The organism is Streptomyces zhihengii, from assembly GCF_016919245.1.
Lineage (GTDB): Bacteria > Actinomycetota > Actinomycetes > Streptomycetales > Streptomycetaceae > Streptomyces > Streptomyces zhihengii.
The window spans coordinates 1,073,549-1,096,628 of the sequence record NZ_JAFEJA010000002.1; the positions used below are offsets into that span (position 1 = coordinate 1,073,549).

15 protein-coding genes are annotated in these 23,080 nt (G+C 75.9%); 4 read left to right on the plus strand and 11 right to left on the minus strand.

The features are described from left to right. Positions 1–13 precede the first annotated feature (13 nt). From JE024_RS32435 to JE024_RS32455, 5 genes are all read right to left on the minus strand, one after another. Positions 14–4,423 (minus strand): ATP-binding protein, encoded by a 4,410-nt coding sequence (locus JE024_RS32435; protein ID WP_205377459.1) that lies wholly within the window; start codon positions 4,421–4,423, stop codon positions 14–16. Then, positions 4,416–5,522, minus strand: a complete 1,107-nt coding sequence (locus JE024_RS32440; protein WP_205377460.1) for an effector-associated domain EAD1-containing protein — start codon at positions 5,520–5,522, stop codon at positions 4,416–4,418. Before JE024_RS32440 ends, JE024_RS32435 begins: the two co-directional genes overlap by 8 nt. A gap of 6 nt (positions 5,523–5,528) precedes the next feature. Continuing rightward, on the minus strand, positions 5,529–6,623 hold the full coding sequence (locus tag JE024_RS32445) for a trypsin-like peptidase domain-containing protein (RefSeq protein ID WP_244883298.1): 1,095 nt from the start codon (positions 6,621–6,623) through the stop codon (positions 5,529–5,531). Positions 6,624–6,720: 97 nt separating this feature from the next. Continuing rightward, the gene (locus JE024_RS32450; RefSeq protein ID WP_205377461.1) at positions 6,721–8,070 is read right to left on the minus strand and encodes an alpha/beta hydrolase; all 1,350 of its coding nucleotides are present in this window, start codon (positions 8,068–8,070) and stop codon (positions 6,721–6,723) included. 225 nt (positions 8,071–8,295) lie between these two features. Further along, entirely contained in the window at positions 8,296–9,522 is a 1,227-nt protein-coding gene (locus tag JE024_RS32455; RefSeq protein WP_205377462.1) for an MFS transporter, read from the minus strand. Between the two features lie 375 nt (positions 9,523–9,897). On the opposite strand from JE024_RS32455, the gene JE024_RS32460 reads away from it, so the two are divergent. After that, the gene (locus JE024_RS32460; protein ID WP_205377463.1) at positions 9,898–10,659 is read left to right on the plus strand and encodes a hypothetical protein; all 762 of its coding nucleotides are present in this window, start codon (positions 9,898–9,900) and stop codon (positions 10,657–10,659) included. A 219-nt stretch (positions 10,660–10,878) separates the two neighbouring features. Here the strand turns inward: JE024_RS32460 and JE024_RS32465 are convergent, their stop codons facing one another. After that, complete coding sequence (locus JE024_RS32465; protein ID WP_244883299.1) at positions 10,879–11,727, minus strand: GNAT family N-acetyltransferase; 849 nt, start codon at positions 11,725–11,727, stop codon at positions 10,879–10,881. 275 nt (positions 11,728–12,002) lie between these two features. Between JE024_RS32465 and JE024_RS32470 the strand changes: the two genes are divergently transcribed. Together JE024_RS32470 and JE024_RS32475 are read left to right on the plus strand one after the other, a co-directional pair. Next, a complete protein-coding gene (locus JE024_RS32470) occupies positions 12,003–14,099 on the plus strand; it encodes a SpoIIE family protein phosphatase (RefSeq protein ID WP_244883300.1) in 2,097 nt (698 codons plus the stop codon). Positions 14,100–14,216: 117 nt separating this feature from the next. Then, the gene (locus JE024_RS32475) at positions 14,217–16,703 is read left to right on the plus strand and encodes a SpoIIE family protein phosphatase (RefSeq protein ID WP_205377465.1); all 2,487 of its coding nucleotides are present in this window, start codon (positions 14,217–14,219) and stop codon (positions 16,701–16,703) included. A gap of 32 nt (positions 16,704–16,735) precedes the next feature. Here the strand turns inward: JE024_RS32475 and JE024_RS32480 are convergent, their stop codons facing one another. Continuing rightward, a complete protein-coding gene (locus JE024_RS32480) occupies positions 16,736–17,989 on the minus strand; it encodes a serine/threonine-protein kinase (protein WP_244883603.1) in 1,254 nt (417 codons plus the stop codon). Positions 17,990–18,422: 433 nt separating this feature from the next. Between JE024_RS32480 and JE024_RS32485 the strand changes: the two genes are divergently transcribed. Continuing rightward, positions 18,423–18,656, plus strand: a complete 234-nt coding sequence (locus tag JE024_RS32485; RefSeq protein WP_205377466.1) for a hypothetical protein — start codon at positions 18,423–18,425, stop codon at positions 18,654–18,656. An 86-nt stretch (positions 18,657–18,742) separates the two neighbouring features. Here JE024_RS32485 and JE024_RS32490 read toward each other — a convergent pair whose 3' ends face one another. From JE024_RS32490 to JE024_RS32505, 4 genes are all read right to left on the minus strand, one after another. Next, positions 18,743–19,306: a hemerythrin domain-containing protein gene (locus tag JE024_RS32490; protein ID WP_205377467.1), complete on the minus strand. Its 564-nt coding sequence runs from the start codon at positions 19,304–19,306 to the stop codon at positions 18,743–18,745. Positions 19,307–19,464: 158 nt separating this feature from the next. Next, positions 19,465–20,259: a VOC family protein gene (locus JE024_RS32495; RefSeq protein ID WP_205377468.1), complete on the minus strand. Its 795-nt coding sequence runs from the start codon at positions 20,257–20,259 to the stop codon at positions 19,465–19,467. A 196-nt stretch (positions 20,260–20,455) separates the two neighbouring features. Further along, positions 20,456–21,223: an SDR family NAD(P)-dependent oxidoreductase gene (locus JE024_RS32500; protein WP_205377469.1), complete on the minus strand. Its 768-nt coding sequence runs from the start codon at positions 21,221–21,223 to the stop codon at positions 20,456–20,458. Between the two features lie 148 nt (positions 21,224–21,371). Then, complete coding sequence (locus tag JE024_RS32505) at positions 21,372–22,883, minus strand: MFS transporter (protein WP_244883301.1); 1,512 nt, start codon at positions 22,881–22,883, stop codon at positions 21,372–21,374. Between the last annotated feature and the right edge of the window lie 197 nt (positions 22,884–23,080).

A 23,080-nucleotide genomic window follows, 5' to 3' on the forward strand; every position in this document is an offset into this window, starting at 1 on the left:
GCCCGGGCGGGTCTCAGCGGGCCGCCGCCACCGTCAGCTCGGTGACCGGCGGGCCGCCGTCGAGGGACACGGCGATCCGGTAGAGGCCCGACCAGGGCAGCGTGACGGTGCCGGACAGCCCGTGGCCGTCCGGACGCAGACCGGGGGCGAGCACCGGGCGGCCCGTCGTGACGTCGGTGACGGTGCAGCCGACCCCCGACAGACCGGCGGCGCCCGTGATCCTCAGCGACCACGGCTCGCCCGTGGTCACGGCGTCCGGGACGGCGAGACCGAGGCTGTCCGACCCGGCCGCCACGAGCCCGATCGGCCCGCCCGGAGCCGTGCCCCCGGGCACGCCGCGTGCCGTGGTCTCGGCCGTCCTCGGCACGGCCGCGCCCACGGACTCCGGGGTCACCGGACGGCCGGGCTGCTCCGTGAGCACCGCCGCGACGTACCCCAGGACCACCGGATGGGACGTCATCGATCCATGGCGTGCCGTCACATGGCAGAGCGCCGCTGTCGATCCGCCGGGCGCGGCGGCGTCCCGGGGCACCAGACCGTCACCGCCGCGGTCCCAGCGCACAGGGGTGCCGTCCGCGAGCCGCAGGAGTTCCCCGTTCGTGCGGGTGCGCAGCGCGCTGTACAGCGGTTCGGCCTCCCCGTGGCCGATGCGCAGGCTCTGCGGCGTCGGCTGCCCGATGCCCGCCACGCCCCGGTGCGCGGGCAGGACGGCCGGCGCGCTCCGTACCGCCCGCTGGAACTCCAGGGCCGCGGTGCCCAGTTCGGCGTCCGCCCCGAAGTCCGCCAGGTCGGCGGGGGTGAGCCGCTCCGGCGCCCCGCCGCCGCGTTCCACGCAGGGCAGGGCGGGGAGCATGTCGTACACACCCGGCATCGTGAGGACGGCCCGGCGCATACGGCGTGCCGCGCGAGACCGGGGCCGCCGGTCGCCGAGCATCGCCGCCACCGCGACGGACCCCTCGAAGGGGGTGCCGAGGGTGAGGAGCACCCGGGTGTCGGCGGCGAGCCCGGGTGTGTGCGCGAGCGCTGCCCGGGCCAGCAGCCCGCCCAGGGCGTGGGCGACGAACACCAGCCGGGGCGGCTGCGCCCTGCCCGGGCCGCCCTGCCCCGCGCGCCGGAGGCTCTCCCGCCAGGCGGTGAGGTGGCGCTGCGCGGCCTCGGCGAGCAGCGCGGCGTTGCGGGCGGCCGGCTGCCGCCAGTCGTACGCGAACTCCAGGACCGCGTCCGGGTGGACGACCCGCGACCGCACGGTCTCCAGCAGCGGTGTGTACGGCTCCACACCGCCGAAGTACGGCGCCCAGACCGGTCCGCGGAGCAGCCGCGCGGCACGCAGCCGGCCCGCGCCGGCCCTGTCCGCGTCATCCCGGTCCGCTGCGGTGAACCGCAGCGCGGGATGGTCCCGGTGGCGCCAGGCTTCGAGCTGCTCGCCCGGGGCCTGCCCCCACACGAGCGAGGACGTGTCCGTGTCCAGCAGCTCGCTCCCGAGGAAGCCCGGCACGACGACCACCGCGTCCCGGGTGAAGGCGGGCCGCCCGCCGGGCGCGGACGGGCCGCCGTGGTCGGGCTGGTCGACCTCGTGCCGGTAGGCCTCCACCAGCGCGTCGCGCCACGACGTCTGCCGGTCCGCGCCGCTGAGCAGGTACTCCGAGACCAGGTCGCCGCGGGCGACGGTGTTCACGGACGGCAGTTCGGCGCCCAGCCGCACGGACGGGGCGTCCTGCTCCGAGGGCGGCGCCACCGGGCCGATGTGCCGGGTGAAGTCCGCGATGTCGGCGGTGCTGAGCCGGTCGCCCAGCACCCGCCCGGTGCCGCTGTCCAGATCGACGCCGTTGAGCCGGGCGGCGAGCGGCACCAGGTGCGGCAGGGCGTCGCCGATCTCCGCGGCGAGGTCGCGCACCAGCGTCGGGTGCCGCTCCAGGTCGCGGGTGCGCCACTCGGCCACGCGTGCCAGGACGTCCTCGCGGAGCGCCCGGGCGTCGGGCGCGTCCGCCGTGCCGGTCCGCCGGTACAGCCGCAAGCGGGCGGTGTCCACCGACAGCAGGGCCGTACGGTCCTGCCGGGCGGACAGAGCCGAATGTGCCTCTGCCAGCAGGCCCTGGGAGGCGGCGAAACGGCCGGCGTCCTCCTCCAGACGGGCGCCGAGCAGGGCGATCTCCACGAAGGCCGCCGCCGATTCCTGCGACGCCCGGTCGAGGGCCGGTTCGATCAGAGGCCGGGCCTCGTCGGTGCGGCCCAGGGCGCCCAGGGCGCGCAGCCGCAGCAGGGTCAGCGCCACTGTCCCGGCGTGCTCGCCGGTCCGCTCCGAGAGCAGGGCCAGGGCCTGTTCGGGGTGGCCGTCGGCGAGCAGCCGGCCGGCCTCGGACTCCGCCTGCCGGGCCCAGGTCACCTCGTCCGCCTGTGCCCTGAGCGAGGGCGCGACGGTGATCCCCAGCCGGTCGGAGAGGTACACCTGGGCGCGGGGCGGCAGTTCGTCCAGCGCGGACTCCAGCAGGGGGGCGGCGGCGTCGAGCCAGCGCCCGTCGAGCGTGCCGGCGAGCTGGTCGAGCGCCATGCGGTGGTAGAGCTCCTCCGCCCGGTGCTCCACGACGAGCGCCGGATCGGTCTCCTGGCGCCCGAGGCGGTGGTAGTAACGGTAGGCCTTCTTGTCGATCCGCCGCATGAGCGCCGGATCGTCCCGGCGGAGCAGCAGCAGCATCGCCCGCCGCACGTCGGGCCGGTGCACCACGGCCTCCCGGCCGGGGACGTCCTCGACGAGCGAGGCCTCCGCGCGCAGCAGCCGGAACAGGTCGTGCGCCCGGACGGGATCGACGTCGCCGAGGCCGCAGGGCCCCGCCAGCACCTCGCGGATGACATCGGGGGTGACCCGGCGGACCGTCAGCCCCGGACTGGCGATCCGGCGCAGCGCGGGATCACCGAGATGGTCCAGGATGCGCTGGTAGAGGGCGCCCTGGAGCTGCTCCGGATCCATCAGCAGGGAAAGCTGCCGGCGGGACGCGGGATCGTCGAGAGCGCCCGGTCCGCCCTGCCGGATCACCTCGGCGACGAGTTTGAGACTGAGCGGGTTGGTGCCGAAGCGGCGCACGACCCCGGGCAGGAAGTCGCCGCCCGATTCCTCGCCCCCGCCGGTGTGGTGGCGGAGGAAGTCGAGCGCCAGCGCCTGGTCGAACCCCCGCAGTTCGAGCGACTCGGTGCCGTAGGCGCTGCGCGAGGCGTCGTCGAGGGGCGCCCGGCCCGCGAGCACCACGCGCAGCCGGGGGCACACCGACTGGAGGACGTCGAGGAACTCCGTCAGCCGGGTCATCGCGCTGCCGCCCTGCCGCTGCGCCTGCTCCATGGTGTCCAGTACCAGCAGTACCGGTCCGTCGCCGTCCGCCGATCCGGCCAGCCGGGCGAAGAGTTCGGCGAGCTCGCGCTCGTCGCGGGCGTGGCCGCGCCGGCCGCCGGAGTGGGTGCGGGCCCGCTCGGCCGAGGATCTGTGGTCCGCGAGCAGGGTCAGCCGCACCGCCGCACCCAGTTCGGCGGCCGCGGGCGCGAGTTCGGGGTGGAGCAGCCCGAGCTGCCGTGCCGCCTCCGCGAGCAGGGTCAGCGGCTGCTGCGGCAGCAGGTCGGCCCGGTCGAAGGAGAGATACGCGAACGGCAGCACGCGCGCGCCCGGTTCCCCGGCGTGGTCCAGGACGAAGCGGGCGATCAGGGTCGACTTCCCGACGCCGCCCGGCCCGTGGATCATCAGCCGCGGGCGCCCCGCCGGGGTCGGCCGGGGCGTGCCGCCGCGCCGGGGGAGCACCCCCACATGGGCGGCCAGCATGTCCAGCTCGTGGTGCCGTCCGACGAAGCGGTCGCCCACGAGGGCCCGTAACGGCTCCAGCAGGGAGGCGAGTTCGATGCGGCCGCGCACCTCACCGGGCTCGGGCAGGTCCACGGAGTGCTGGGCCAGCGCCGCCCGCGCCCCCGGGGCGGAGGCGAACCACTGCGTCACGGTCAGCGCCGCGTGCAACTCGTCGACTCCGGACGACGCCAGCTCCCGCGCCCGGCCCGTCAGCAGCCGCTGCGCCCAGGCACGGGCGGTGTCCGCCGGGTCGCCGGGCACGGACAGCGCGGCGCGCAGCATCCGCTCCGGTGTCCGCAGGCGCTCCAGCGCGGCCGAGCGGACCTGCGCGGTCAGCCGCCAGCGGTGCCCCTCGCGGGTGCTGACCCGGTCGCAGTCGAACGCGAGCATCTCCCGCAGCGCCGGGTCGTCCGGCTGCGCCCCCGCCCGCTCCGCCGCTCCCGCGCCCAGCGCCCCCGCCTCGAACGCGCCGAGCAGCGCCGCCGCCTCCCGGTACGCCCACCGGGCGGCCGGCACCGGTTCGGGCACGGCCGCCGGACCGGCGGCCGGGGCGCTGAGCAGCGCCCGGATCCGGTCGGCCGTCAGACGTCGTTCAGTCACAGGACCCTCCCCTCCCGTCGAGCAGCAGCCGCGCACGGTCCGCGGCGGCGCGGGACACCAGGTCGAACGGCAGTGGTGCGGACGGATCGCCGCGGTCGCCGAGTGCCTCCTCCAGTACGGACGCCACAAGCACCGCCACGGCTTCATCCGGAAGCGAATTCCCGATTCCCTCGGCCACCCGTACGAAGAAGCTACGCAGATCCTCAACCCGGACCGGCCGCAGATCCTCGGTCAGCGCGGTGTCCGCGACCGACGGCGGCAGCGCCCGGTCGTAGGCGAGCAGCACCACTCGCATGCCGCCGCCCGTCTCCCGGCGCTCCGCGGCGACGGCCAGGCCCTCGATCAGCCGCCGGGCGGGCTCGGTGAGATTGGGCGAGTCCAGCGCGTCGAAGACGAACCAGCGGTCGCCCGTGCCGCGGATCATGCCCTTGAACTTGCTGAGCAGGGTGCGGCCCTGCGTCTCCTCGTTCTCGCGGGCGTCGACCCGGAAGCGCTCCCAGCACAGCAGATCGGTGATCTCGCCCATCACGTCGGCCGGCCCCGCCGGGGAGCCCGCCCAGGCGGAGAAGTCGACGAGGTAGGGGGCCTGTCCGTGCAGGGACTCCAGGACGTGCGAGATCAGATGCCAGGTCCAGGTCTTGCCGGTCGCCGGGGCACCGGTGACGACCAGCACCCGGCAGCCGTTGCGGTGGAGCAGTTCCCTCAGGTGCCCGCGCAGTTCCTCGCGGTCGATGAAGGCCCGGGGCCTTCCGTAGCCGATCAGCGGTACGGCGCAGGGGTCGTCACCGCCCCCGGCGGCGGGCGTCGGGGCCTGGGCGACGAGTTCCTTGAAGATCGTGAGCGCGCTGCTGTCCGACTCCGCCGCGACGACCTCCACGAGCGGCCGGAGGCGCCTTCGGGGCGCGGCGTACCGCAGGACGTCGTACCACAGGTCGAACGCCGGCTCGCCCCAGGCGAACTGACCGGGCGGCAGCGCGGCGGCGTCGGTGATCCGGCGGATCCGGCCCGCCTCGTAGTAGAGGCCGCAGAGCGCCTCCCAGAGCCGCTTGCTCTCCGCGTCCGCCAGGGAGAAGACCGTACGGTCGAGAAGGGGGACCACGGGCGCTCACACCCGCCCGGCGCGGCGCACGCCCTCGGTGACCTTGTCGATGCGTATGCCCTGGTTGCGGTACTCGGGGGGTTCGGTGAGCGGGCCGATCTCCACCCAGCGGTGGTGGAGCGCGACCAGCCGCCACCGTTCGTCGAACACCGGTGAGCCCGAGGACCCGTGGTCGGTGTCCGTCCAGTACTGCACCACCTCGTCGTCGGCGTGGCGCACGACGTTGTGATGGGCCGCGAGCTTCTTCACCCCGCCCTGGGGGTGCTGCACGATGTAGACCCGGTCGCCCGCGGCGACCGTGCTCGTGTCGGGCAGCTCCACCACGGCCGTCCCCTCGGGCACCGGAGCGGCGACCCGCACCACGGCCCAGTCGTACGCGGGGTCGCCGACGGCGGACTCCACGGCGCAGGGCACCCGCACATGCGCCAGCTCCCTGCCCCCGAGGTCCGCCTCGTAGCCGAACCAGGCCTCGGCGCGGGCCGCGGGGCGGGCGGGGTCGGAGTCGTCGAACAGCACATGATGATTGGTCAGCAGCAGGTCCTCGCCGATACGGAAACCGGTGCCGTGGTACTGCCTGCCGTCGGGGAACGTGACGAGCAGCCGGGCGACCGCCGTGGACAGCTCCATGCCCCGCCGCAGGAACGACACGTCGAGATAGGAACCGGTCCGGAAGATCCGCCGCTCCGCCGCGTCCGGGTCGTGGAAGTGACGCCAGGTGCCGGGGGCCGCGGGCGGCGCGGGCGCCTGGACCACCGGTTCGGCGCGCAGGAGTTCGCCGACGCGTCCGGCGAGGGCCGTGTCGGGGCCGTTCACGACCTGGTCGAGCAGCGCCCGCAATTTGTCCTGATTGCGTGCCGTGGTGATGAGGTCGTGCCACACGGCCGCCATCGGCTGCCCCCAGTGGACGCTCGCCGGCGAGATGCCCGCCTGCTGCGCCAGCGCGATCACCGGCCCCTCGCGGTAGTGCACCGAACAGAGCAGGTCCCGCAGCTCACGGGAGGCGGGCAGGCTCCAGTCGAAGGGCACCCGGTCCAGGAAATGGACACCGTGCCCCGCCGTACCGCCGTTCATCGCCCGCTCCAGCGCGTCGTCCCGGCGCATCGCGCCACCCCCGAGGTCCCCTCGTGCAACCGGTCGCCCCCGGCCCCGTGATCCAGATCATCCCAGCGGCGGGTGACGGCACGGCTCCTTTCGGCCATCAGCGCCGCCTGGGCAGGAACTCCCAGTAGGCGCCGTCCCGGTGCTCGACCGCCGTGAGGCCGAAGCGACCCGCCGGGGGAGTGCCGTGGTGGAGCACCGCGTGGACGTCCGACAGGATCGAGCTGTGGTCGCCGATGTACGAGTGGCCCATCAGACCGGTGTCCAGAGCGGTCGCGTCGACCGTGTCCACCCCCTCCACCACGACGATCCCCTCGCCCGACTGCCCGGCCCGCGGGTAGCCGGCGAGGCGCCGGGACATCCTCAGCGCCCGGTCCCTGGAGGACGCGTAGAGCGTGGTGCGCCGCGCCTGGCCGACGAGCGCGGGGGCGACCTGGCGGAAGACGTCCGCGTCGACGTCGGGCGCGGCGAGCACCACGTTCCCCAGTTGTGCGGCGCCGGCCGGGAGCGCGGTGCCGTCGAGGCCCGCCAGGGCCTCGGTGAGCACCCGGTTGCCCATGCTGTGGGCGATGACATGGACCTCGTCCGCGCCGCACCCGGTCAGCGTCCGCCGCAGGAAGTCCTGGAAGTGGGGGACCGTCCAGCGGGCGTTGTTGGCGTCCTCCTCGTAGCTCAGGACGCCGCCCCGGGACGGCCAGCTGTAGAGCACCGGCACGCCGGTGAAGCCGAGGTCGTAGGCGATCTGCGCGGTGCGCACGGCGGCGGCCCCGAAGCCGACGTTGTAGCCGTGCACGAAGACCAGGAGCCGCCGGGGGCCGGAGCCGTCGAGCAGCGACCGCGCCTCCCGTCCGAAGCCCTCGGCCGTCAGCTCCGTCGTCCCGCCGAGGACGACGTCCCGCTCCGGGCTGGAACGGAAGCGCAGCAGCCAGCGGCGCGGCTTCTCCGTCGCCCCGAGCCGGTGGTCGTCGGGGATGCCCACCAGGGCCTTGCCCCAGCGGAGTTCGCCCCGCCCGCCGCCGAAGCCGCCGTCGGTGCCGCCGCCTCCGGGCGCGTCGTCCCGGTCCGTCGCGTACAGCACCGGGACGATCAGGGACCGGAGATACGGCAGCGAGCCGCGCGGGGCCTCGGTGGGCCGCCGTTCGTGGCCGGTCACCAGCGCGCGGTACTCCGCGGCCAGCCGGTCGCCGAGCGGCGGGTGGGCGCCGAACAGCACCGCGACCTGCCGCCGCGCCGCCGCGGCGGCCTCCTCGGCCTCGCGCGCGGTGTCCTCGTCGGCCCCGTCGTCCGGGCCGGCGGCGGCTTCCCGCGCGGTCTGCGCGGCGGCTTCGAGCGCGCGCAGCCCCACGAGGACCTCCGAGGCGAACGACTCCAGTTCCCCCTCGCCCAGCAGTTCCGTCGCGGCGGGCCAGACCTCGGCCGCGGCCGTCGCCAGCGCGTCGGACTCGTCCAACTCTTCCCCCGTGCCTCGCCGTTGCCGGACCAGACGATGGTCCCCGCCCTCGGCGCATCCTAATCGGCCGCCGCGCCCGCACAACGTCCCCGGCGCGCGGGCGCGGGCGCGCGCCGGGGCTGCGCGACCGGGTCGGAGAGGGGCGGCGCGGCCGGCCCGGTCACCGGTTCGGCGCGGCCTGGTCAGGCGGCTGCGCCGTCCGGCACCGGCTCGGACGCGGGCCGGTCAGTCGGCTGCGCCCTCCGGCACCGGCTCGGGCGCGGGGCGGGCGAACAGCGCCGCCGCGACCAGCAGATAGGGGAGGCCCAGCAGGGCGAAGACCGTCCCGTGGGAGGCGTGGCCGGACAGCGTGGCGTACGCGCCGTACACGCCGAGCGTCGCCGCGCCCGAACCGAGCCCGGCCAGCGAGGTGACCGTGGCCCGGCTGGGACCGGTGATCGCCGCCTGGAGCCGCGCGTCCACCAGGACGTCGGCGAGCTGGAACACCAGGAAACCCGCGCCCACGAGGGCGAAACCGGCCGGATGCCCCGACAGCGCGCCCGCGGCCATGGCCAGCGCCCCGCCGGCCACCAGCGCCCCGAGCGCCCGCCCGGTCAGCCGCTCGCCCCGCCCGACGAGCAGCGAGCCCGCGGTCACCCCGGCCCACACCACCAGGACCAGCAGGGGCACCGCGGACTCGGCCGCGCCGGTGGCAGCGGCCAGCAGCGGCACGTACTCGTCCAGGGCGCCCCACAGGGAGGTGACGGCCACGCTCAGCAGCAGCGCCCGCCGCACCGGCGCGCTGCCGCGGACCTCGGCGAGCCCGGCCCGCAGCGTCCCGGACGCACCCGCGCCGTCCTCCTCCCGTGTGTCACGCACCGCCTTCCGGTGCTCGGGCAGGGCGGCGCCCGCGGCCGCGCACAGCAGGCACGCCACCACACTCGCGGCGGCCACCGCGGGCAGTCCGCCGACCGCCAGCACGGGCGCGGCCACCGCCGTGGCGGCGGCGGTGGCGGCCATGCTCCAGGCCGCCGCGCGCCCCATCACCCGCGCGTAGCGCGAGGCCGCGCCGAGCCGTTCGAGCTCGTCGTGGGCGAGTGCCTCGTAGGCGCCGGAACGCAGCGAGCCGCCGACGCCCCACAGCACGAAACCGGCGGCGAAGGCGCCGTACGAGGGCGCCAGCGACCAGAGGGCGAACCCGGCGCCCGTCAGACAGGGGCCGGCGACGAGCATGAGCCGGCGCGACACCAGGTCGGCCCAGACCCCGGAGGGCACCTCGGCCACCAGACCGGTGAGCGACCAGAGCGCGAAGAGGGACGAGATCTCGGCCGTGCTCAGCCCGTGCTCGGCGAAGAGCAGGGCGTAGAGCGGATAGAGGAGGACGAAGTCCTCGAGGCCCGCGTACAGGCAGAGACGGCGCTCCAGGCGCCGGACGGCTGCTGCGTCGTTCGGGCATGACGACAGGGTGAGCATGCGGAAGGTCCTTCGGTGGGACGGACAGCGGACGCCGGGTGCTCACCCGTGCGGCGGCCCGCGACAGCCCGTACCAGGACCGGTGCTGGATCAATGTCGTCGGCGCATGCCCCCGAGTCTACGGCGGCCCGCCCCGCCCCCGCGGGGATATCCCGGCACGGCCCCTCCCCGGCACCCGGCCCACCCGGGCACCCGGCCCACCCGGGCCTCCGGCCTCGCGCGCCCCGGAACCCGCGCCCCACCTGCCCGCCTGACGCGGACGGACCAGCGCCGCCGACCCCGCAGGAGTGAGCCCGCCCGCCGGGGCGGACCGGGCACGCGCGCAGGGGGTACGCATGGGCCGGACTGTTTCCCGAGAGCGGAGGACGCTGCCCTATGCCCGTCAGACAGGGAGCCGCACGGCTGCTGCTCCACGCCCTGTGCGCGGCACTCGTACTCACCGGCTGCGCGGACGGAGGGGGCCCGTCCGGCGCCGTCCGCACCCCGCCCGGCACCGACGACTCCGCCCGGCACGCCGCATCACCCCTGCCCGCCCCGCCGCCCCGCGGCATCCCCGGTCTCGGCCCCGCCACCGGGGCCGGGCTCGGGGACGCCAACCGGCAGGCGCTCGTCGTCACCGGCGAGGGCCCCGACTCCAGCGGTTCCTCGGCCGTGCTCTACGAACGCGACGGCGCCGACGCGCCCTGGCGCCCCGTCCTCGGCCCGTGGCCCGCCCACAACGCCCTGCGCGGCTGGACGCGCGAGCACGTGGCGGACGACCTGCGCTCGCCGATCGGCGTCTTCGGCCTCGGCGACGCCGGCGGCCGGCTGCCCGACCCCGGCACCCTGCTGCCCTACGACGAGTCCCCCGATTTCGCCACCTCGGGGACCGGATTCCTCGGGGAGCCGCTCGAAGGCTCGTTCGATTACGTGGTCGCCATCGACTACAACCGGGTCACCGGCACCACCCCGCTGGACAAGGAGCGCCCGCTCGGCGCCGAGCGCGGCGGCGGCGTCTGGATCCACGTCGACCACGAGGGGCCCACCCGGGCCTGCGTCTCCTTCGCCGAGGAGCACATGCGCGAACTGCTGCTCGCGCTCGACCCGGACAAGCTTCCCCTCGTCGTCATGGGCCCGGCCGCCGAACTGCGCAGATGACACCGGGGCCCGGCCGCCGGTCCGCGCGGACGACAGCCGGCACCGGCCGCCGGGCTGCGCGGACGGCACCCGGGCCCTGACATCCCGGCCCGGCACCCGGGCCCTGACACCCCGGCGCAGGGCGACCCGGCGCCCGGCCCCCGACACCCCGCCCCCCGCCTCCGCCCCCGCCCCCGACGCCCCGGCCCGTCCGGGAGCCGGCCCCGGCTCCCGGACGCGTCAGCCCAGCTCCAGGCTGGTGACCCCGTACAGCCCGGCCCGGTCGATCTCCGGGGCGGGCCCGGTGTACATCCGGGCCGCCTCGAAGGAGGGCAGCAGCCCGAGCTCCGTCACCAGCTTCACGGCGGGACCGTTGTGGTCCGGCACGTCGACCGCGACCGGCCCGCCGTCCGCGGCGCCGGCCAGCGCCCCCAGCAGCGCCCCGGCCACCCCGGGGCCGTCCGCGTACAGCGGCCCGATCCGCGACGCCCCGCTGCACGGGCGGACCACGCCCAGGCCGCACAGGCCGCCGTCGCGCACCGCCGCGATCGCGGTGCGCCCGGGCAGCCCCGTCCAGGCGGCCAGATAGGCGTCGCGGTCCTCGGGGAAGAACCGGCGGTCGTACGCCGCGAGCGCGGTGAACGGCAGGGTCCCCGCGTCCACCAGCGCCACCCCCGGCACGGCGGCGGGCCCGCCCTGCGGCACGCCCTCGAAGCGGACGTTGTTCCAGACCCGCTCGAACCCCGACTTCCGGTAGTTGGCCTGCTGGTCGACGACGCCGTCCAGGCCGACCAGCCGCCCGGCCAGCCGCTCGGTCGCGGCCCGCCACAGCCGGATGCCGTAACCCTGCCCGCGCACGGCGGGCCGGGTGATGTAGAAGCCGATGAACCCCGACCCGGCGCCGTGCCGCACCGCCGAGACGCAGCCCACCGGCTCGCCGTCCAGGACGCCCACGAGGAAGCCCCGGGGGTCGGCGACGGTGAACGCCTGGAGGTCCGAGTCACCGGGGTTCCACCCCTCCTCCTCGGCCCACCGTCGCATCAGCCCGATGTCCCGCGCGCCGGCGTTCCTGATCCCGAAGTCCGCCACGGCGGCTCCTTCCGTTCCCGCGCCCCGGCGCCCCGCGCCCCGGCCGGCCCCCGCCGGGGCACCCGTCCGTACGCTGCGTGGACCGCCACCCGCGCTCCGTGATGACCTCGCACTTCTAGCAGCCCGGACGGGTGTCACCGATCAGGACAGGCCACCCGTGTGACCCCCGTGGCGCGTGGTTGAGGGCCGCCACCGGCGGGAGCATGCTGGAATGGCGCGGGGCCGGGACCGGCTCCACCGACCCGCGGTACGGCGAAGGGCGAGTGAAGGTCCCCATGGACGAAGAGATGAGCGGCCGGCCGGGCCGGGAGGAGGCCGCCGCTGCCGAGCTGCCCCGCCTGATCCTGCAGCAGCTTCCCGTCCCCGTCTCCTTCTTCGACCGCTCCGCCCGGCTCGTGAGCGCCAACCCGGCCGCGCTGGCCGGCGTCGGCAGGACACTGGAGGAACTCGTCGGCCTGCGGCCCGGCGAGGTGGCGCCCGGGGTGGTGATCAGGGGTGCGGAGGGGCTCGAGGCCGCCATGGAGGACGTCATGCAAGCGGGCGAGTCCCGGACCTACGAGACGCATCTGCACCTCGAAGGCGTCCAGGAACGCGTGCTGACGGCGGTCCTCTCGCCGATCACCGGCCCGGACGGCACGGTGCTCGGCTGCTCCGTGGTCACCCTCGACACCAGCGAGCAGCACCGGGCCCGCGAACGCCTCACCGTCCTGGACCAGGCCAGCCTCCGCATCGGCAGCCGCCTGGACGTCATCACCACCGCGGACGAACTGGCCGAAATGGCCACCGAGACCTTCGCCGACTTCGTCGCCGTCGACCTGCTCGCCCCCGTCCTCGCCGGCGACGAACCGCGCGCCCCCGCACCCGGCAGCGCCATCGTCTTCCACCGGGCCGCCCAGCACTCGGTCCTGGACGGCTGCCCCGAATCCGTGGTCCGCGTCGGCACCAGCCACACCTTCGACCGCGAATCGGCGGTCGGACGCGCCCTGATGCGCGGTGAGGCCGCGCGGTACACCGTCGACGAGCAGTCGCTGCGGCTGTGGGAGCTCACCGACCCCGACCGCGCCCGCAGCATCCGCGAGCACGGCATCCACTCCACGATGGTCGCCCCGCTCGCCGCCCGCGGCATCACCCTCGGCATGGCCACCTTCTTCCGCCACCGGACCCCCGAGCCCTTCGACGAGGACGATCTGCTGCTCGCCGGGGAGCTCGCCTCGCGCGCCGCGGTGGCGGTGGACAACGCGCGCCGCTACACCCGTGAGCACGCCACCGCCCTCGCCCTCCAGCGCAGCCTGCTGCCCCGGCGCACGGCACGGCAGCAGGCGGTCGAGGTCGCCTCCCGCTACCTGCCCAACACCACGGGCGCCGGGATCGGCGGCGACTGGTTCGACGTCATCGCCCTGTCCGGCGCCCGGGTCGCCCTGGTCGTCGGCGACGTCGTGGGCCACGGCGTCCAGGCGTCGGCGACCATGGGCCGGCTGCGCACCGCGGTGCGCACCCTGGCCGACGTCGACCTCGCCCCCGACGAACTGCTCACCCAGCTCGACGACCTGGTGATCAAACTGGACCGGGAGGAGTCGGTCGACCCCGGCGGCTCCTCCGTCGCGGGCGCGACCTGCCTGTACGCCGTCTACGACCCCGTCTCCGGCCACTGCTCCATGGCACGGGCCGGACACCCCGAACCGGTCCTGGTCCGCCCCGACGGCACGGCCTCCCACATCGCCCTGCCCAGCGGACCGCCGCTCGGCGTGGGCGGCCTGCCCTTCGAGGCCGCGGAGTTCGAGGTGCCGCCGCGCAGCATCCTGGCGCTCTACACGGACGGCCTGATCGAGACGCCGGGCCGGGACATCGACGCGGCCCTCGCGGTGCTCCGCGAGACCCTCGCCCGCCCGTCCGGATCGCTGGAGGACACCTGCGACGCGGTGATGGCGGCGCTGCTGCCCGACCGCCCCGACGACGACATCGCGCTGCTGCTCGCCCGAGCGGGGCGCCTCGACGAGGGGCGCCACGCCTCCTGGGACCTGGAGGCCGACCCGTCCGTCGTCGCCCGGGCCCGCAAGCACGTCGCCGCGCAACTGGAGCAGTGGGGGCTGGAGGACTCCGTCTTCACCACGGAGCTGGTCGTCAGCGAGCTCGTCACCAACGCCATCCGCTACGGCGGCGCCCCCATCCGGCTGCGCCTCATCCGTGACTCCGCGCTGATCTGCGAGGTGTCCGACGGCAGCAGCACCGCCCCCCATCTGCGGCGCGCCCGGATCTTCGACGAGGGCGGCCGGGGGCTGCTGCTGGTGGCCAGCCTCACCGAGTGCTGGGGCACCCGCTACGGTCCCCACGGCAAGACCATCTGGGCGGAGCAGGCCCTGCCGGCCACCTGAGCGCCCCGGCGGCGCCCCGCCCCCGAATCCGCCGGAACCCCTCCGACCTGCGACGGAGCCGGAATCCGCCCCGGCCCGGCTTGTGCGGGGCGGCCTCCGGGGCGGATTCTTGAGGGGATGAACCGTGCCGTGCCGGCCGCCGTGAACCCGTGGGCGCCGGCGAAGAGGAGACGGACCGCGTGGAGCGCGCCGGACGGCGCCGAGCTGCGCGGCCCGTTCGACATCGCCGTGGCCGCCACCGTCGTCCTCGCCCCGGGCGGCACGGTGATCGGCTGGAGCCCCGCAGCCGAAGCCCTGCTCGGCCACCGGGCCGAGGACGTCACCGGACGGCCCGCCGACACCTTCCTGGAGCCTCCGGCCGACGCGGCGGGCGGCGCCCCCGACACCGGCTCCGCACGCGTCGCCCGGCACGCCGACGGCCGCCGGATCCCCGCCGTCGTGCTGGAGTGCCCCCTGACCACAGGCGGCGCGGCCGGCCGGATCCTGGTCATCGAGGAGGCGCGGCGCGCCCGGGAGGCCCGCTCGCGCCAGGCGATGCTGCACGGGCTGGCCACCCAGTCCCCGCTCGGCCTGGCGATCTACGACACCGACCTCTGCCTGACCTGGGCCAACGCCGCGCACGACCAGGAGGTGGGGCGTCCGCTCGCCGAGTACCGGGGCAGACCCGCGGAGCAGCTCTACCCCGACGGCGCCTTCCAGACGGTGACCGGACCGCGGACCCTGAACGAGGTCATGCGGCGGGTGATCGACTCCGGGGAGTCCTTCCTCGACCTGCACTTCCTGGCCAAGCTGCCCAGCGACCCGCGGCGCGACCACCTGTGGTCCTGCTCGTACTACCGGCTCCAGGACGACGACGGCACCGTCCTCGGCGTCTGCGAGGACGCCTTCGACATCACCGACCGGCACGAGGCCCAGCACCGGCTCTCCCTGCTCGCGGAGGCCGGCCGCCGGATCGGCATCACCCTGGACGTCGCCGACACCGCGCAGGCCATCGCGGACGTCGCCGTGCCCGACTTCGCCGACTCGGTCACCGTGGACGTGCTGCGCGCGGCCGTCGAGGGCGGTGAGCCCCTCCACGGGCCCGCCGCCGGCCGTGACCTGATCCGGGTGGCCGCCCGCTCCGGACCGTCCGGCGAGGACGCGGGGCCGCAGGCGCGCGGGCGGGACGACGGGGCCGAGCGGGCCGTGGTGTACCCGGAGGGCTCGCCCCAGCTCCGCAGCCTCTCCTCCGGCGGCCGGGTCCTCGACGACACCACCCTCGTCGTGCCGCTGCGCAGCGGCGGCCGGACGATGGGCCTGGTCAGCTACCGGCGCGCGGCCGGCCCCCGGACCTTCGACGGCGACGAGGTCGCGCTCGCCGACGAGCTGACCGCCCGCGCCGCCCTCGGCATCGACAACGCCCGCCGCTACACCCGCGAACGCACCGCAGCGCTCACCCTCCAGCGGGAGCTGCTGCCGCAGTACCTCCCGCCGCAGTCGGCGGTCGACGTCGCCCACCGGTACCTGCCCGCCGACGACCTCACCGGCGTGGGCGGCGACTGGTTCGACGTCATCCCGCTCTCCGGGGCGCGGGTCGGCCTCGTCGTCGGTGACGTCGTCGGGCACGGACTCGCCGCGGCGGCCACCATGGGGCGGCTGCGCACCACCGTGGAGGCCCTGGCGACGCTCGACATGGCGCCCGACGAACTGCTGACCCGCCTCGACGACCTGGTGGGCCGCACGCCCGATTCCCCTCCGCAGCCCGTGCCGCCCGGAGCGGAGGGCGGGACGGCCGCCCGGACGGGCGGCGCCGCCGGTCCCCACCCCGAGGTCACCACGGGCGCGACCTGCCTCTACGCCGTCTACGACCCGGTCTCCCGGCACTGCACCATGGCCCGCGCCGGACACCTGCCGCCCGCGATCGTCCACCCCGACGGGAGCTGCACCTTCCCGGAACTGCCGCCGGGGCCGCCGCTGGGGCTCGGGGGCATGCCGTTCGAGTCCATGGAGTTCGACCTGCCCGTGGGCAGCCTGCTGGCCCTGTTCACGGACGGTCTCGTGGACGCCCGTTCCCGCGACATCGAGCAGGGCATGGACACCCTCGGCTGCGTGCTCGGCGGCCGGGCGGGGGCCGACCTGGAGGACCTGTGCGACCGCGCGGTGGCCGAACTGCGGCCCCCGGGCACCACCCCGGACGACACCGCGCTGCTGCTGGTCCGCACGAAGGCGCTGGACGGGGAGCGGGTCGCCGCGTGGGACCTGCCCGCCGAACCGGCGTCCGCCGGCCGGGCCCGCGAACTCGTCACCGGACGGCTCGACGACTGGGGCCTGCCCGACCTCGCCTTCAGCTGCGAACTCGTCGTCAGCGAACTGGTCACCAACGCCGTGCGGTACGCGGAGGGGCCCCTCCAGCTCCGCCTGATACGCGACCGGACACTGCTGTGCGAGGTGGCCGACGCGGGCCACACCTCCCCGCATCTGCGGCACAGCACCGTCGACGACGAGGGCGGACGGGGGCTGTTCATCGTCGCCCAGCTCGTCAGCCGCTGGGGCACCCGCTACACGCCCTCGGGCAAGACCATCTGGACGGAGCAGGCGTTCCCCCCGGGCAGCCCCGAGCCCTGACGGCCCCGGGGGACCGTGTCGCCCGGGCGGGGTCAGTCGTCCTCGTCGTCGTCCTTGTTGCCGTCCTTGGGCCCGTCCTTGTGCTCGCCGCCGGGCTTGTCGTCCTTCTTCCCCTTCGCCGGATCCGCCACGGGCTCCGGCGACGCCCCCGCCGGCTCCCCGGAGGGCGTCGCGGCCCCGGACTCCTGGGCCGGCGCCGACGGGGCGGGATCGGTGAGCGGCGTGTCCGCGGAGCTCTCCTCGGGGGAGAACAGGGCCATGCCGATGAGCACGGCCGCGGTGAACGCGACGCCCCCCGCCACCGCCGTCGCCACGCGCGGACGGCGCCGGAAGGCGGCGCGCACATCGCGGCGCGGGCCGCCCGGCGAGCGGTGCCCCCGGCCGGCGGGCCGGGAGCCGGGCAGCATGTACGTGGTGGCGGGCCCCGTCCCGGAGCCGGGCGCCACGACGGCCGCGGGCGCCGGACGCGGAGCGGCGGGCACCGCGGCGGCCGGACGGGTCTCCGGCATCGGGCGGGAGCGCCCCTGCCAGGCGTCCGAAGCGAACCAGGCGGCGACCTCGTCCGTGCTCGGCCGGTCCTCCGGCTGCTTGGCGAGCATGACGAGCAGGAAGTTCTGGAAGGCGGGGGAGAGCCCGGAGCCCAGCTCCGCCGGCGGCACCGGCACCGCGTCGATGTGCTGGTACAGCGTGGCGGTGGGCGTGTCCGCCCGGAACGGCGGCTGTCCGGTGAGCAGTTGGTACAGCACGCAGCCGAGCGCGTACACGTCCGATGCGGGCTCCGCCGTGCGCCCGAGCGCGCGCTCCGGCGCGAGGTACAGGCTGGTGCCGACGATCTGGCCGGTGGTGGTGAGCGCGGCCGACGGGTCGTTCACGAACCGGGCGATGCCGAAGTCGGCGATCTTCACGGTGCCTTCGGGGTCCGACAGCAGGTTCCCCGGCTTGATGTCCCGGTGGACGATGCCCTGCCGGTGCGCCGACGCCAGACCGGCCGCGGTCTGCGCCGCGACGGCGGCTACGCGCTCCGGCGCGAGCATCCGGCCGCCGGCGGCGGTGAGTTCCTCGGCGAGGCTCCGGCCGGGTATCAGCTCCATCACCAGATAGAAGCGGCCGTCCCAGGTGCCGAAGTCGAACACCGCGACCACATGCGGGTGGTTGAGCCGCGCGGCGGTCTGCGCCTCCAGCCGGAACCGGGCCGCGGCCTGCGCGTCGGCGTGCTCGCCGAGGAGCAGTTTGAGGGCGACGGGCCGGCCGAGCACCTCGTCCGAGGCCTGCCAGACCTCGCCCATGCCGCCCTGGCCGATGCGTCTGTCCAGTCGGTAACGACCGGCAACGAGCACCTGCTGCACCACACCTCACCCCGGTTCCACGCACGATCCGCCCGCCGGATCCGCGGACTCGGTGCGGGAGCCGCCGCCGGCCGTGCCGGGTGCGGGACACCGGCGTACGCCCGCCGGGGCCGCCGCGCCGGACCGGCACAAGCGCGATCACCGGCAGTCGTGTGCCGGTGATCCACGCGAGTCTAACCGACCGTCACGACAGGTCAGCAGCCGGTCGGGGGCCGTGAACCGCCCGGCCGCGGAAGGGCCCCCGCGCGCACCGGATCGGGCGGCCGGTGCCGCCGCACCGGCGTGCCACCGCGCGCCGTGCGGCCCGTCCGGAGATCATTCCCGCAGCGTCGAGGACCCGACTCGGCCGCACCGAGGACCACGAGGAGGCAACGTGTCCGGATTCCTGGACCGCGCGAAGGAACAGGCCCAGTCGGCACTGAACCAGGGCAAGCAGAAGGTGGACGAGGTCCAGCAGCAGCGGGCCGGCAACGACCTGCTGAAGAAGCTGGGGGCCGCGTACCTCGCGGAGCGCCGCGGCACCGGGACGCCCGAGGCGACCCAGGCCGCGCTGACCGCCGTGGAGAGCCACATCACCGCCCACGGCGACGGCTTCCTGCGGGGCTGAGTTCCGCGTACCCGCGCACGGCCCCGGCGGCGCTCCGTCCGCCGGGGCCACGGGCACGGGCGCGGGGCCCGGCGGGGGCGGCGGGCTCAGCCGCGGGCACCGCCGCGGCTGACGAGCATGTCGCGGACCCGGTCGACCATCCCGGCCCCCGGGGCGAGCGGGCCGGACGCCTCGCCCGCCGGGGCCGACGGGTGCGGCTGCACCGGCGCCTTCGCCCTCGCCGCGCGGACCCGCTCACCGAGCTCCTCCAGGATGCGCCCCGGGCACGACTCCACCAGCAGCGGGAACAGCCGCTTCTCCTCGTCGGAGACATGCGTCGTCACCGACGTCCGCACCATCCCCATCAGGCTCTCGAAGCGGCTGTCCTCGGCCGGGCAGTCCTCCAGGTCCTTCAGCATCCGCTCGATCTCGGCATGGTCGGCCAGCTCCTTGTCCGCCATGTCGTCGCCGTCGTCCACGAAGCGGCGGACCGCCGGGTAGAAGTGCTCCTCCTCGGCCACCGAGTGCCGGACCAGTTCCCTGGTGAGCTCGTCGGCGAGGCCGCGCAGCGCGGGATCGCCGGGGGCGAGGCCCGCGATCCGCTCGAAGAGATCCTCGACCTGACGGTGATCGGCGGTCAGCTCGTCGATGACATTGCCACCCTGGCCCATGGAGAAGCTCCTTCTGTGTGTCACGACCTCACGGGCGCGGAAGAGCGCCCGGTGCATGACTCCCACCGCCGTGCCACCGGTTCACCTCGCACGCCGGGTGCCACCCGAACAGGGCCGCCTTTCGGACGAAGCCGGCGCGGCGGCCGCGCCGGCACCGCTCAGGAGAACGCGGGCATCTCACCCTCGGTCGTGCCGACGTCGATGACGGCGAAGGCGGCGCCCTGCGGGTCGAGGACTGCCGCGAACCGCCCGAACGGGCTGTTCATCGGCCCGAAGAGCAGCCGCCCGCCCATCTCCTGCGCCATCGCCACCGCCCGGTCGCAGTCCGGCACGGCGAAGTACACCTGGATGTACGCGGGGATCTCGGGCGGGAAGTCCCCGGCCCGCATCGTCATGCGCCCGATCTCGGGCCGGTCCTCGCCGAAGCCGTAGACGGCGAAGTCCATCTGCTCGTCCGCCATCTGCCGCACCCCGTAGCCGAAGACCGCCGGGAAGAAGGCGTCCGCCGCGGCCGGCTCGCGGGTGAAGACCTCGGCCCAGCAGTAGGCGCCCGGCACGGCCGTCGCCTCGAAGCCCCGGTGGCGCTCGGCCTGCCACACACCGAAGGTGACGCCGCCCGGGTCCTGCGCCAGGCACATCGTGCCGAAGTCGCCGACCCGCATCGGCTCCATGAGCACGGTGCCGCCGTGCTGCCGGATCCGCTCGGCCGTCGCCGCCGCGTCCGGCGAGGACAGATACAGACACCACTGGGACAGGCCCTCCTGCCCCGGCATGGGCGGCACGACGGCGGCCACGGCCTTCCCGTCCGCGTACGCCTGGGTGTAGCCGCCGTACTCCGCCGACGGCTCGGCGAACGTCCAGCCGAGGACGCCCGCGTAGAACGTCCTGGCGGCCTCGACGTCCGCGAACATCGCGTCCGCCCAGACCGGCGTGCCCTCGCGCGCTTCCGCCATGGTGTGCCTCTCCCTCGTGCGTCGGTCCCGCGCCCGGCGCGCCCGCGCGCGGGGGAGCGCGCCGGGACGCAGGCCGGGGAAGCGGTGGTCTCCCCATGGTTCGGCCGCGGGCGGCCGGCCCTTGAGACGGGTCAGTCGCCTGGCCGATCCCCACCGGGGCACGACGGGTCCCGGGGACCCGCAGGCACGGCGGTCGTCAGGTGCGCAGGTAGGACGCGCCGTTCAGGTCGAGGACCGTGCCGGAGGCCCACTCGGCCCCGGGCGACGCCAGCCACAGCACGGCGTCCGCGATCTCCCCGGCCGTGCCGACCCGGCCGAACGGGCTCTGGGCCGCGATCGCCTCGCCCTCCGCGCCCCGCAGCCGGTGGGCCACCCGCTCGGTCGCGAAGAAGCCGGGGGCGACCGACGCCACACCGATCCCGTGGGGGGCGAGGGAGACGGCCAGCGACTGGCCCAGCGCGTGCAGCGCGGCCTTCGTCGCCCCGTACGCCGGGTGGTCGGGCTCCCCCCGGAACGCGCCGCGCGAACCGATGTTGACGATCCGCCCGCCGGTGCCCGCCTCGATCATGCCCCGGGCCGCGAGATGGCTGAGGCAGGCGGCGGCCAGCACGTTCACGGACAGATGGCGCTGCCAGGTCTCGGCCCAGACGTCGTACGGGGTCTCGGCGAGCGGATGCGGCTCGTTGACCGCCGCGTTGTTCACCAGGACGTCGAGACCGCCCAGCCCCGCCGTCGCCCGCGCGGCGACGGCGGCGGCACCCGCCGGGTCCGAGAGGTCACCGCCGGCGAGGACATGCCCGTCGCCGGGCAGCGACTCCAGGGTGGCGCGCGCCTCCTCCTCGCGGCTGCCGAAGTGGACGGCGACCCGGTCGCCGTTGGCGGCGAAGGCATGGGCCACGGCCCTGCCGAGACCTCGTGCGGCACCGGTGACCAGGACGCGGCGGCCGGTGGGGGGCAGGCTCATGGGGCGGGGACCTCTCGCTGGGCGGCGGCCCGGGCGGCCGCCGGGGGACACTGCGCCTCGGGGCCCGCCGGCGGGAGGCGGGCCGGCGCCCGGCACCACGCGAGGATGTCACGCCGGGCCGCCCGCCCTTCGGCGAGGTCCGGGCCGGTCAGGCGCGCGGGGCGGCGCGGCCCGCGTCACCGGTCCGGTGGCCGGCGTCGCGGCCGGTCCGGCGGCCGCCGAGCACATCGGTGAGGGCGATGACCAGCGCCGCGACGACGAAGGCCACCGAGACGATCAGCCCCGCGTCGTAGGCGTCGGCCCAGCGCTCGGGCCCGAGGTGCGCGAAGAACACCGCCCCCACGGCGGCGATGCCGATCGCCGAGCCGACCCGCTGCGAGGTCTGGAGCGTCCCGCCCGCGCTGCCCGCCCGGCCGACCGGGACCTCCGCCAGGGTGAGCGTCTGGTTCGGCGAGATCACCAGCCCGCTGCCGAGTCCGGCGACCAGCAGCGGCGCGGCCATGGCCCACCCCACCGCCTTCCCGGGCACGAAGTGGACGGCGAGCGCGGTCCCCGCGAGACCGACGGCGACCAGGGCGAGACCGGTGGCGATCAGCGGCCGCCCGTAACGGCTGACCAGCCGCCCGCCCACCGTCGACGAGACGCCCGAGGCCACCGCGAACGGGGTGAGCGCCGCGCCCGCGAGCAGGGCACTGAAGCCGAGGCCGTTCTGCAGGTACAGCGTGCTGATGAAGAAGATGGAGGTGAACCCGGCGAAGTAGAACGTGATCAGCAGGCAGCCCAGCCAGTAGCCGCGCACCCGGAACAGCGTCAGATCGATCACCGGCTCCTCGCCCCGCCGCGCCCAGCGCCGCTCCCAGCGGGCGAACCAGCCGAGCAGGACGCCCGCCACGATCAGCAGCAGCCACTTGCGGGAGCCGGGCCACTGCTGGGCCTGGACGAACGGCAGCAGCAGGGCCAGCAGGCCCGCCCCGAGGAGCACCACCCCCACCGGGTCGAGCCGGCGCAGGGTCACCTTGCCCGCCGACGGGGTGTCCGGGAGCAGCCGTGCGGCGAGCACCAGACAGACCGCCCCGAGCGGGAGGTTGACGTAGAACACCCAGCGCCAGCCGTGCTCGGCCCCGGCGAACTGGATGAGCAGCCCGCCCAGGAGCGGGCCGACGGCCGTGGAGACGGCGACCACGGTGCCGAACATGCCGAAGGCGCGCCCGCGTTCGGCACCGGTGAACATCTGCTGGATCAGCGCCGAGATCTGCGGCGTCACCAGGCCCCCGGCGAACCCCTGGGCGACCCGGGCGACGACCAGCCACGTCCCGGACTGCGCCGCTCCGCAGGCCGCCGACGCGAGCGTGAAGAGGACGAGCCCCAGCATGAACACCGCCCGGCGCCCCCGGGCGTCGCCGAGCCGCCCGGCGGGCACCAGCAGCAGCCCGAAGGCCAGCGCGTAGCCGGACAGCACCCACTGGAGCACCGACTCCGAGGCGTCGAGCCCCTCCTTGATGGACGGCAGCGCCACATTGACGATCGACACGTCCAGCAGGGTCATGAAGCCGGCGATCAGACAGACCGCGAGCGCCTTCCAGCGCTGGTCGCGTCCCGGGGTGCCGTCCCCCGCCGTCGTTCCTGCCCCGTTCGCCGGGGACCCGCTCGGGGACGTCACGCCTGCCACCTCTCGCCGGAACGGCCGCCACCGGCCCGAACCGGTCCGTACCGGTCGCAACCGCGCAAGCGCCACTGTCGCAGCTTCCCGCTCGGCGGCAGGGCAAGCGGGCTCTCCACCGCCACGGCGCGTCGCCCGGGCGGGCGGGCTCTCCGGGCAGGGCGCGCCGCCCGGCGGGCGGCCCTCCTCCGGGGGCG

What these genes read in the sequence shown, in the direction of transcription:
- JE024_RS32445 (WP_244883298.1), bottom strand. Translation starts at nt 6,623, where the DNA reads ATGCGCCGGGACGACGCGCTGGAGCGGGCGATGAACGGCGGTACGGCG.
- JE024_RS32455 (WP_205377462.1), bottom strand. Translation starts at nt 9,522, where the DNA reads ATGCTCACCCTGTCGTCATGCCCGAACGACGCAGCAGCCGTCCGGCGC.
- JE024_RS32460 (WP_205377463.1), top strand. Translation starts at nt 9,898, where the DNA reads ATGCCCGTCAGACAGGGAGCCGCACGGCTGCTGCTCCACGCCCTGTGC.
- JE024_RS32470 (WP_244883300.1), top strand. Translation starts at nt 12,003, where the DNA reads ATGGACGAAGAGATGAGCGGCCGGCCGGGCCGGGAGGAGGCCGCCGCT.
- JE024_RS32475 (WP_205377465.1), top strand. Translation starts at nt 14,217, where the DNA reads ATGAACCGTGCCGTGCCGGCCGCCGTGAACCCGTGGGCGCCGGCGAAG.
- JE024_RS32480 (WP_244883603.1), bottom strand. Translation starts at nt 17,989, where the DNA reads ATGGGCGAGGTCTGGCAGGCCTCGGACGAGGTGCTCGGCCGGCCCGTC.
- JE024_RS32490 (WP_205377467.1), bottom strand. Translation starts at nt 19,306, where the DNA reads ATGGGCCAGGGTGGCAATGTCATCGACGAGCTGACCGCCGATCACCGT.
- JE024_RS32495 (WP_205377468.1), bottom strand. Translation starts at nt 20,259, where the DNA reads ATGGCGGAAGCGCGCGAGGGCACGCCGGTCTGGGCGGACGCGATGTTC.
- JE024_RS32500 (WP_205377469.1), bottom strand. Translation starts at nt 21,223, where the DNA reads ATGAGCCTGCCCCCCACCGGCCGCCGCGTCCTGGTCACCGGTGCCGCA.